Source organism: Fenollaria timonensis (assembly GCF_001457835.1).
In the GTDB taxonomy this organism is placed as follows: Bacteria; Bacillota; Clostridia; order Tissierellales; family Peptoniphilaceae; genus Fenollaria; species Fenollaria timonensis.
Window position 1 is genome coordinate 530,283 of the sequence record NZ_LN898230.1, and the last position, 10,610, is coordinate 540,892.

Consider the following 10,610-nt stretch of genomic DNA (forward strand, 5'->3'; position numbering starts at 1 on the left):
TTATGATGAACAAAGAGTTTATAGAAGCTTTAGATGAGCTAGAAAAAAGCAAGGGTATATCAAAAGATGTAATTTTTGATGCTTTGGAGACTGCACTAGTATCAAGCTTTAGAAAGAATTTCCAAAGTGAACAAGATGTTTTCGTTGACATTAACAGAGAGACTGGCGATATAAAACTATATTCACAAAAGACTGTTGTTGATGAAGTAGAAGACGATGTTAATGAAATTTCACTAGAAGATGCTAAGAAGATCAACTCAAAGTACCAAGTAGGCGACATTGTTAACTTTGAAGAAGCTCCAAAGGAATATGGCAGGATAGCTGCTCAAACAGCTAAGCAAGTTGTGATACAAAAGATTAAGGACGCTGAGAGAGAAAAAATTCATGATGAATTTATAGTAAGACAAGGCGAAATAATCACAGGACAAATACAAAGAATATCAAATAAGAACATATTTATAGACATGGGCAAGGTAGAAGGCATAATTCCACCAAGTGAACAAATCCCAAATGAAGTCTACAAGATGGGCGACAGACTTAAACTAGTTATCTCTGAGATAAGAAAGACTAATAAGGGACCGCAAATAGTATTATCAAGATCAAAAGCACTTTTAGTAAGAAGACTTTTCGAGCTTGAAGTACCAGAAATAACAGAAGGACTTATCGATATCTACTCTATAGCTAGAGAAGCTGGATCAAGATCAAAGATTGCTGTTTACGCAAAAGATGATAGTATAGACCCATTAGGAGCTTGCGTTGGACAAAAGGGACAAAGAGTTAACTCCATCGTTGAAGAGCTTAACGGAGAAAAGATAGATATAATTATCTACAATGAAAATCTAGAGATATTCATCAAGAATGCTCTATCACCAGCTGATGTAGTTAGTTGCGAAATCAACGAGGAAGAAAAATCCGCCATTGCCGTAGTACCAAACTCACAAATCAGCTTGGCCATCGGTAAGCAAGGCCAAAATGTAAGACTTGCAGCTAAGCTTACTACTTGGAAGATAGATATTCATCCAGAAGATCCTGACACATTTACAGGACCAACAAGTGAGCCATACTACGATGCGGACAATCAAGAGATATTAAATGATTCATTAATTGATTTATTCAGAAATGACGAAGAATAAAACTTTTGATAGAAAATGTGTTGCATGCAGAAATTTTCACAATAAATACGAGATGATTAGGCTAGCAAAGACTATGGACGGCGTATTTATTGACAAGGAGCAAAAGATACAAGGCAGAGGAAGCTATGTGTGCAATAATGAAGAATGTATAAATAATGCGATTGAAAAGAATTTACTCAAAAAATCTTTAAAATGCAATATAGATAATGAAACCTTAGAGGAGCTAAGAAATGTAAAGAAGGAGTGATTATATGAAGACAAGAGTTTACGAATTAGCAAAAGAATTGAATATGGAAACAAAAGAACTACTAGATAAACTCCAAGAATTGAACCTACCGCCAATGACTCACTTAAGTGGCGTAGATGAAGAAACAGCTAATATGGTAAGAGATCTTTTCCTAGAAGAAGATAAAGTAGCGGTTAAAGAAAGACCAAAGAAAAAGATCCGTAAAGCAAAAGAAGATACAGAAAGTATAGATAAAAATGCTAATAAAGCTAAGAAAAACGCAAAACCTGAAGTAAAGAAGACTAATGTAAAAGAAGATAGAAGAGAAGAAGCTAAGAAGGAAAGCGCTGAAAATAATAATCAAAGAAGTAATAAGAAGAAGAGAAACAATAATAACAATAATAACAATAAGAATAACAATAACAATAATAACAACAACAACAATAATAACAATTATAATAACCAAGCAAATAATAAAAAAGGCAAGAAAAACAGACAAAACAATAAAAATAACGACAATAAGCCTCAAGAAGTAAAAGAAGAAAAGCAAGAAGCAAAAAAAGCTAAAGACGAAGTTGTTTATATACAAGATCCAATCATAGTTAAGGACCTTGCGGAAAAGCTAGGCGTTGGTGTAAACGAGCTAATTACAAAGCTTATCATGCTAGGATTAATGCTTAACCAAAACCAAAGCGTTGACTTTGATACAGCATCTTTAATGGCTGATGAATTTGGTGTAAAAGTAGAATTAGAAGTGCCACAAAGCGAAGAAGAAGCACTTGAACTTGACTTCGAAGACAGTGAAGACACTCTAGTTACAAGACCACCAGTAGTTACAGTTATGGGTCACGTTGACCACGGTAAGACATCACTTCTTGATGCTATCAGAGAAACAAAGGTACAAGCAGGTGAAGCGGGTGGTATCACTCAAAGAATTGGTGCCTACAGAATCAACGTTAAAGGAAAAAAAGTAGTTTTCCTAGACACACCAGGTCACGAAGCTTTCACACAAATGAGAGCCAGAGGAGCTCAAATCACTGATATATCTGTAATAGTTGTCGCAGCAGATGACGGTATCATGCCACAAACAAAGGAAGCCATCTCACATAGTAAGGCGGCTGGTGTACCCATCATCGTAGCGATAAATAAGATAGATAGACCAGAAGCAAATATTGAAAGAATATATCAAGAGCTAGAAGATAACGATTTACTTCCAGAAAAGTGGGGCGGCTCAACTATAACCGTAGAAGTATCTGCAAAGAAAAGAATCAATATAGACGAATTGCTTGAGATGATCATCCTAGTTGCTGAGATGGAAGACATCAAGGCAAATCCTAACAGAAGAGCCATGGGTACTGTAATTGAAGCCCAACTTGACAAGGGTCAAGGACCTACAGCGACTGTTTTAGTACAAAAAGGAACTCTTAAGAAGGGCGACTACGTTGTATCAGGAACTGCTTGTGGTAAGATTAGGCTTATGGTTGATGACAACGGTAAAGGCATCATGAAGGCGACTCCTTCTACACCAGTTAAGATCATGGGCTTAAGCGAAGTGCCTGAAGCGGGTGAATTTTTCTACGCAGTTGAATCTGAAAAGAAGGCTAGAGCCATAGCTGATATGAGAAAAGAAAAGCAAAGAGAAGAAATGATTACAGCAACTCAAAAAGTTTCTTTGGATAATCTATTCGACAGAATCAAAGAAGGCGAGTTAAAGGATCTAAACATCATAATCAAGGCTGATAACAAGGGTTCAATCGAAGCCATCAGCTCATCTCTTACTAAGCTTTCAAACGATGAAGTAAAGGTAAGCGTTATACACAGCGGCGTAGGCGGAATTAGTGAATCAGACGTTATGCTTGCTAGTGCATCAAACGCCATCATCATAGGCTTTAATGTAAGACCAAATAACGGCGCAATGGATTTAGCAAACGCTGAAAGCATTGAAGTTAAGACATATAGAGTTATTTATGACATAATAGACGATATCAAGAACGCTGTTAAGGGTATGCTAAAACCTAAGACTAAGGAAACTGTTTTAGGTAGAGCGACTGTACGTGCTACATTTAGACTACCTTCTGGACAAACTATAGCAGGTATCTATGTTGATAACGGCAAGATTACTAGAAACTCAAGCATAAGACTTCTTAGAGACGATGTGGTTATTCACGACGGAGGCATCTCTTCATTAAAGAGATTTAAAGATGATGCTAAAGAAGTTGCCACTGGTTATGAAGCTGGTCTAGGCCTTGATAATTACAACGATGTCAAGGAAGGCGACGAAATGGAAGCCTACATCATTGAAGAAATAAAAGCATAATTAGGTGATACTATGGACAAGAAAAGATTATATAGATTACAAGCTGAGATACAAAGAATTGTATCAGAGTTATTAATTGAAGGACTTAAGGATCCTAGGATTGATCCAATGACTAGCGTATCTAAAGTTGAGCTAAGTAACGATACATCGGTTGCCACTATATATTTTTCGATATATGGCAGTCAAAAGACTAAAGAAGACACTCTTGATGCTTTAGAAAATGCTAAAGGCTATATCAGATCTCGTCTTGCAAAGGTTTTAGAGATAAGACAAGTGCCTGAATTAAGATTTAAAATTGATGAGAGCGTTGAATATAGTATTGAGATACAAAAGATTTTAAATAAATTAAATTCAGAGAGTGAAGAAAAAGCAAACAAAGAGTTAGATGCAGATGAAGAATAATCACAGCATAAAAGATATTGGTCTAGCTATAGAAGAAGCTAATAGCATAAATATAATCTCTCACAAGTCTCCAGACGGGGACAACATGGGCTCAACGCTTGGCCTTTATCTATCACTAAAAGAAAAGTATAAGAAAAAGACTATAAATATAATAAAGCCAGATGACATTCCTAGCAAATACATCTTTATTGAGGAAAAAAAGTATTACAAAGAAAGCATGAGCGAGTGCGATTTGCTCATGGTTATTGACTGCGCTGATGAGAGAAGGCTTCTTAATGAAGATAATCTTAAAAAAGCGAAGAAAGTTATTAACATAGACCACCACAAGAGCAATAAGTATTTTGGCGATATAAACTACGTTTTAGAAGAGTATTCATCCAGCGCAGAGATAGTATACGACATCATAAAAGAGCTTGAGCTTCCTATGAACAAAGAAGTAGCTACTATGCTCTACATTGGCATAGATACTGACACTGGCAGGTTTATGTACTCATCGACAAGTGACGACACTATGCAAAAAGTTTCTAAGCTTATGAGCTACGGCATCGATATAAATGAAATCAATATCAAGCTTTATAGAAGCATGAATAAAAATATTTTTGAGCTATATAAGCTCGCTATAAATAAGATTAATTTCTATAAAGACTTTGCCTACCTTGTCTTAGATAATGATGATTTTAACAAGACTAAGACTAGTAGAGACGATACGGACGATATACTTGCCTTTCTACAAGGCCTTGAAGATTATGACATGATAGCCATAATCAAAGAAGTAAAGGACATTTACAAAGTTTCTTTAAGAAGCAAGTATAAATACGATGTAGGCAGCATTGGTGAGGACTTTGATGGCGGCGGACATAAGTACGCTGCGGGTTTAACGTACAAGGGAGAGCTTGACGAGCTAATTAAAAAGCTGAAAGGATATGTAGACGATGCAAATTAGTGGCGTAGTCAACGTGTTTAAGGAGAAGGGAAAGTCCAGTAGATACTACACAAACAAGGTGAAGCAGCTTAGCAAGATGAAGACTGGACACGTAGGAACCTTAGACCCCATGGCCTTTGGCGTCTTGCCTATAGCGCTTGGAGAGGCAACTAAGTTTATAGATTACTTAGGCTTTGATAAAAAGGCCTATATATATAGAATAATTTTTGGTAAAACTACAGAGACCTTAGACGCCGAGTCAGAGATTAGCGATGAAGAGGCATGGAACTTTGAAAAGAATGATTTACTAAGAGTATTAGAAGAGATGGAAGGTGCATACGAGCAAGTTCCACCAAAGTATTCAGCAAAGAAGATTGATGGCGTTCCTATGTATAAGCTAGCGAGAGAAAATATTGACGTAGACACTGCTTCAAGAGCAAAAACTGTTCAAATTTATAAGAACAGACTATTGAAGTTTAATAAGGAAAAGTCATACGCCATAGTCATGAGCGAGGTTTCTACTGGAACTTATATAAGGACTCTTGCCTTTGATATAGCACAAAGACTAGGGACTATATCGTATATCGATTACCTTATGAGGTACTACAGCGGCCCATTAAATATTGACGAGGCCATATGCATAGACGATATAGATGAAGATGATCTTATTCCAGTAGATACGCTTATAGATTTGCCAGTCATAAAGCTTCACGAAAAGAGGTTTAAGGCGGTTCAAAACGGCATGAACTCATATGTTAATGATGCCTACAATGAAGAGCAATACAAGGTTTACTGTGCTGATAAATTCTGCGGCATTGGCTATGTGAAAAAAGATGAGAATGGCAGAAAAAATATTTATATGAAAAAGGTTTATAAATATGAGGATAATTAATTTAAAAGATGAGTTTAGAAGTGAAGAATGCTATATAGCGCTTGGCTACTTCGATGGCATGCACTTAGGTCACTTAAAAATAATTAAGAGCTGCATAAGTGATGCTAGAAGAGATAAGCTAGAGTCAGCTGTTTTGCTGCTTGACTTTAAAGGCGCTAAGAGCATCACGCCAATTGATGACAAGATTAAGATACTTGAAGAGCTTGGCATAGATACTGTTTATCTAATTGACTTTACGGATGAGCTTAAAAGAACAGATCCAAAAGCTTTTGTCAAGGAGATACTACTAAATAGATTAAATGCGATTAGGACTTACTCGGGTGAAGATTATACCTTTGGTATAGACAGACTTGGGGACACTGCACTTCTTAAAGAGATGATGAAAGAGGCAGGCGGCGAAGCAGTAGTATTAAATTTTGAACTTGATGAAGAGATGCAAAAGATTTCATCGAGCAATATAAAAAAGTTAATACTGTCAGGCGAAGTGATGAGTGCAAACAAAGACTTATCGAGGTACTACTCAATAAAGTCAAAGGTTATTCACGGCAAAAGATTTGGCTCATCGGTCGGCATACCAACTGCAAACCTCAATATTAATACAGGCTACATCATTCCGTATCAAGGCGTATATGTAACAAAGATTAAGATCAAGGACCGTATTTATAAATCAGTTACTAGTGTAGGCAAAAACCTAAGCTTTAACGAAGACTTTGTTAGTGTTGAGACTAACATATTTGACTTCGATGATGATATATATGATGACACAGTTAGATTATATTTCATCTATAGGATTAGAGATATGTTAAACTTTGCTGACAAGGATGATTTATTTAAACAGATTAGAAGCGATATTAATTTTGCGAAAAATTTTGAAGATTATTTATAATTATGAGTATAAAATGCTTTACAAATGCTAAAGTTCATGATATACTAATATAGGTACCTTATGCTACGTATATCGTTCCCGTCGATACACTTGGCTGAGGCAAATATTATTAAGGGGGAAACATTAAATGTTAACAAAAGAAGAAAAATCAAAAATCATTGACGATTTTAAAATGCATGAAGGAGACACTGGTTCTACAGAAGTACAAATAGCTATACTTACTAAGAGAATCAATGATCTTACAGAACACTTAAAGACACACAAGAAAGACCATCACTCAAGAAGAGGATTATTTAAAATGATTGGTAAGAGAAAAGGTCTTCTAAAATATTTGTATGACACTGATATTAACAAATATCGTGAATTGATAGAAAGATTAAATATCAGAGGATAAAGAGGGCGGGGCTATCCCGCTCTTTTGTTAGATTAAAGGAGATGTGAGATGCAAGAAAATTTTAAAACTACCTTAGCAGGTAGACCTTTAGAAATTGAAACAGGAAAGATGTGCGAGCAAGCTGGTGGTTCTTGCTTAGTTAAGTATGGAGATACTTACGTTTTAGTTAATGCGACAAGCACAAAAGCACCTAGAGAAGGGGTAGACTTCTTCCCACTAAGTGTAGACTACGAAGAAAAGTTTTATTCTGTTGGTAAGATACCAGGAGGATATATAAAGAGAGAGGGAAGACCTTCAGAGAAAGCAGTTTTAACTTCAAGGCTGATTGATAGACCAATTAGACCTTTATTTCCTGAGGGCTTTTTTAATGATGTACAAGTTATAGCAACAGTTCTTTCAGTAGACCCTGACAATAGTCCAGAAATCGCTGCGATGATTGGTTCATCAGTAGCTCTATGTATTTCTGACATACCATTTAACGGACCAACTGCAGCAGTTTACGTTGGACTTATAGATGGAGAATATGTAATCAACCCAACTCAAGAAGAGATGGAAAAGTCAGACATAAACCTATGTATATCAGGAACAAAGGACGCCATCATGATGGTTGAATCAGGATCAAATGAAGTTTCTGAAGAAGAAATGATTAAGGCTATACTAAAAGGACATGAAGCTATCAAAGAAGTATGTGCATTTGAAGAAGAAATCATTAAAAAGATAGGCAAAGAAAAATATTCGTTCGAAAAATTTGAAGCTAAAGAAGAAATTTTTAAAGAAATAGATGAAGAATTCAGAGAAGATATTAAAAACTCTATATTTGAAGCTGATAAGGTTCAAAGAATAGAAAATAGTGAATCACTTAAGGATACTATAGTAAATAAATATCTTGAAAAGTATCCAGATGATCAAAAGAGCATACTAAAGACTATTGACGATATTACAAGTGAAGAGTTCAGAAAAGGTATACTTGAAAGAAACTTAAGACCAGACGGAAGAAATACTGAACAAATCAGACCACTTTCTGCTGAAGTTGGCTTATTACCAAGAGCTCACGGATCAGGACTATTTAAAAGAGGTCAAACTCAAGTATTAACTATAGCTACACTTGGCTCATTCGGCGACAGCCAATCACAAGACGGCCTAGTTGAAGAAGGCGAAAAACACTACATGCATCAATACAATTTCCCACCATATTCAGTAGGAGACGTTAGACCGCTTAGAAGCCCTGGTAGAAGAGAAATTGGTCACGGAGCACTTGCTGAAAGAGCTCTAGTTCCAGTTATACCTTCACTTGAAGACTTCCCATACACAATTAGACTTGTATCAGAAGTACTAAGCTCAAACGGCTCTTCATCACAAGCAAGTATCTGCGGTTCAACACTAGCTCTTATGGATGCGGGTGTACCTATTAAAAAACCAGTAGCAGGTATTGCCATGGGACTTATTAAGTCAGAAGAAACTACTAAGATATTAACAGATATACAAGGTCTTGAAGACCACCTTGGCGACATGGACTTTAAAGTAGCTGGTACTAAGGACGGTATCACAGCTATGCAAATGGATATCAAGGTTCAAGGTATAGATGAAGAGATAATGAAAGTTGCTCTAGAACAAGCAAAGGCAGCAAGATTCCAAATACTTGATGTAATCAGATCAGCTATCGATGCACCAAGAGCAGAATTATCCGAGTACGCTCCAAAGATTGCAACTATCAAGATTGATCCAGACAAGATTAGAGATGTTATCGGCTCAGGCGGAAAGGTAATTAACAAGATTATCGAAGAAACAGGCGCTAAGATTGATATCACTGATGACGGTGACGTATACATCTCAGCTGATACTATGGATGGCGTTAACGGCGCTAAGAAGATGATTGAAGACATCGTTAAAGAAGTAGAAGTTGGCGAAGTTTACTTTGGTAAGGTTAATAGAATAACTAATTTCGGTGCCTTTGTTGAAGTATTAAACGGCAAAGAAGGCTTACTACACATCTCACAAATCTCAAAAGACAGAGTAAACAAAGTTGAAGATGTATTAAAGCTAGGCGACGAAATCATGGTTAAGGTTACATCTATTGACGAACAAGGTAGAATCAACCTATCAAGAAAAGCATTAGTAGAAAATTCAGAAGAAGAATCTAAATAATTAGGATAAAAAGATGGTAAAAGTTAAGATAATAAATAAGAGTAAAAACGATATACCAAAATACCAAACAGAAAACTCTGCTGGCGTAGATATAAGAGCTTCACTTGATGAGGACCTTGTATTAAAGGCAGGCGAGTTCAAACTAGTAAGTACAGGTATCTATCTAGAGATACCTTCCTCTTACGAGGTTCAAATCAGAGCAAGATCGGGCCTTAGTATTAAGCACGGCATTGGTCTTGTCAACGGTATAGGCACTATTGACAGTGATTACAGAGGTGAAATAAAGGTTCCTCTAATAAATTTTTCTAAAGAAGATTTTACTATTGAGAATGGTATGAGAATCGCTCAAATGGTTTTATCTAAGTACGAAAAGATAGATTTTGAAGAAGTAGATGAGCTTTCAGACTCTGAAAGACAAGATGGCGGCTTTGGTTCGACAGGAGTAAAATAATGACATTATTTAAAGCAATAATACTCGCTATCGTTCAAGGCATAACAGAGTTTTTACCAATAAGCTCATCAGGCCACTTGGCCATACTACAAATATTATTTAATGTAAAAGAAGGTAATGTATTTTTCTCGCAAGTTTTACACTTCGGAACATTGCTTTCTATTTTACTTGTTTATCATAAACAAGTTATAAACATGATCGTGGAGTTTTTCAAAATGCTTGGCTCTTTAATAAAAAGAGAAAAGATCGAGCTAAACCACTATCAAAAACTAGCTCTATACATTATATTAGCGACTATACCTACAGTTATCATCGCTTTATTTATAGAGAAGTATTTGGATCAATTATACATGTCTTCATTAATCATAGGACTATGCTTTATAATAACAGCCTTTATGATATACTTCATCGACATCAATATTCATGGCAAAAATACTATGAGAATTACAAATGCTGGCGTGCCTAAAGTGCTTGCTATAGGAGCAGTTCAAGGCGTTGCAGCACTACCAGGCATATCAAGATCAGGCTCAACTATATTTATCTCACACATATTGGGAATAAATAAGAAGGATGCGGTAGATTTTTCTTTTCTACTAGCTATACCAGCCATGCTTGGCGGCTTTATACTAGGTTTAAAAGACATATTCAAAGAAGGATCACAAGTAAGCTTCGACATAAATGCGATTGTTGGACTTATTGTGAGCTTCATAACTGGAGTTTTAGCGATCAGATTAATAAAAGTGCTTATTAAAAAGAAAAAATTCCATGTATTTTCATATTACTTAGTTGTACTAGGTATTATTTGTATAGTATTAAATTTTATATAAAAGATATATAAGCGA

General features: G+C 35.8%; 11 protein-coding genes. All 11 read left to right on the forward strand.

Annotated features, from left to right (window positions below):
• Positions 1–5: 5 nt before the first annotated feature.
• Positions 6–1,133 carry a transcription termination factor NusA gene (nusA, locus tag BN3004_RS05560; RefSeq protein ID WP_082244102.1) on the forward strand — a complete coding sequence of 376 codons (1,128 nt, stop codon included), beginning with the start codon at positions 6–8 and terminating at the stop codon, positions 1,131–1,133.
• Positions 1,120–1,380: an RNase P modulator RnpM gene (gene rnpM / locus BN3004_RS05565; protein ID WP_058260213.1), complete on the forward strand. Its 261-nt coding sequence runs from the start codon at positions 1,120–1,122 to the stop codon at positions 1,378–1,380. The genes nusA and rnpM overlap by 14 nt, the downstream gene beginning before the upstream one ends.
• Positions 1,381–1,384: 4 nt before the next feature.
• Positions 1,385–3,676, forward strand: a complete 2,292-nt coding sequence (infB, locus tag BN3004_RS05570) for a translation initiation factor IF-2 (protein ID WP_058260214.1) — start codon at positions 1,385–1,387, stop codon at positions 3,674–3,676.
• A gap of 12 nt (positions 3,677–3,688) precedes the next feature.
• Positions 3,689–4,078 carry a 30S ribosome-binding factor RbfA gene (gene rbfA / locus BN3004_RS05575; protein WP_058260215.1) on the forward strand — a complete coding sequence of 130 codons (390 nt, stop codon included), beginning with the start codon at positions 3,689–3,691 and terminating at the stop codon, positions 4,076–4,078.
• Positions 4,062–5,021 (forward strand): DHH family phosphoesterase, encoded by a 960-nt coding sequence (locus BN3004_RS05580; RefSeq protein WP_082244103.1) that lies wholly within the window; start codon positions 4,062–4,064, stop codon positions 5,019–5,021. The genes rbfA and BN3004_RS05580 overlap by 17 nt, the downstream gene beginning before the upstream one ends.
• A complete protein-coding gene (gene truB, locus BN3004_RS05585; protein WP_058260217.1) occupies positions 5,011–5,892 on the forward strand; it encodes a tRNA pseudouridine(55) synthase TruB in 882 nt (293 codons plus the stop codon). Before BN3004_RS05580 ends, truB begins: the two co-directional genes overlap by 11 nt.
• The gene (locus BN3004_RS05590; protein WP_058260218.1) at positions 5,879–6,778 is read left to right on the forward strand and encodes a bifunctional riboflavin kinase/FAD synthetase; all 900 of its coding nucleotides are present in this window, start codon (positions 5,879–5,881) and stop codon (positions 6,776–6,778) included. Before truB ends, BN3004_RS05590 begins: the two co-directional genes overlap by 14 nt.
• 127 nt (positions 6,779–6,905) lie before the next feature.
• A complete protein-coding gene (gene rpsO / locus BN3004_RS05595; protein WP_058260219.1) occupies positions 6,906–7,172 on the forward strand; it encodes a 30S ribosomal protein S15 in 267 nt (88 codons plus the stop codon).
• A gap of 48 nt (positions 7,173–7,220) precedes the next feature.
• Positions 7,221–9,317, forward strand: a complete 2,097-nt coding sequence (locus BN3004_RS05600) for a polyribonucleotide nucleotidyltransferase (RefSeq protein WP_058260220.1) — start codon at positions 7,221–7,223, stop codon at positions 9,315–9,317.
• Positions 9,318–9,330: 13 nt separating this feature from the next.
• Complete coding sequence (gene dut, locus BN3004_RS05605) at positions 9,331–9,768, forward strand: dUTP diphosphatase (RefSeq protein WP_058260221.1); 438 nt, start codon at positions 9,331–9,333, stop codon at positions 9,766–9,768.
• Positions 9,768–10,595 (forward strand): undecaprenyl-diphosphate phosphatase, encoded by an 828-nt coding sequence (locus BN3004_RS05610; protein WP_058260222.1) that lies wholly within the window; start codon positions 9,768–9,770, stop codon positions 10,593–10,595. Before dut ends, BN3004_RS05610 begins: the two co-directional genes overlap by 1 nt.
• Positions 10,596–10,610: the final 15 nt, after the last annotated feature.

What these genes read in the sequence shown, in the direction of transcription:
- nusA (WP_082244102.1), top strand. Translation starts at nt 6, where the DNA reads ATGAACAAAGAGTTTATAGAAGCTTTAGATGAGCTAGAAAAAAGCAAG.
- rnpM (WP_058260213.1), top strand. Translation starts at nt 1,120, where the DNA reads ATGACGAAGAATAAAACTTTTGATAGAAAATGTGTTGCATGCAGAAAT.
- infB (WP_058260214.1), top strand. Translation starts at nt 1,385, where the DNA reads ATGAAGACAAGAGTTTACGAATTAGCAAAAGAATTGAATATGGAAACA.
- rbfA (WP_058260215.1), top strand. Translation starts at nt 3,689, where the DNA reads ATGGACAAGAAAAGATTATATAGATTACAAGCTGAGATACAAAGAATT.
- BN3004_RS05580 (WP_082244103.1), top strand. Translation starts at nt 4,062, where the DNA reads ATGCAGATGAAGAATAATCACAGCATAAAAGATATTGGTCTAGCTATA.
- truB (WP_058260217.1), top strand. Translation starts at nt 5,011, where the DNA reads ATGCAAATTAGTGGCGTAGTCAACGTGTTTAAGGAGAAGGGAAAGTCC.
- BN3004_RS05590 (WP_058260218.1), top strand. Translation starts at nt 5,879, where the DNA reads ATGAGGATAATTAATTTAAAAGATGAGTTTAGAAGTGAAGAATGCTAT.
- rpsO (WP_058260219.1), top strand. Translation starts at nt 6,906, where the DNA reads ATGTTAACAAAAGAAGAAAAATCAAAAATCATTGACGATTTTAAAATG.
- BN3004_RS05600 (WP_058260220.1), top strand. Translation starts at nt 7,221, where the DNA reads ATGCAAGAAAATTTTAAAACTACCTTAGCAGGTAGACCTTTAGAAATT.
- dut (WP_058260221.1), top strand. Translation starts at nt 9,331, where the DNA reads ATGGTAAAAGTTAAGATAATAAATAAGAGTAAAAACGATATACCAAAA.
- BN3004_RS05610 (WP_058260222.1), top strand. Translation starts at nt 9,768, where the DNA reads ATGACATTATTTAAAGCAATAATACTCGCTATCGTTCAAGGCATAACA.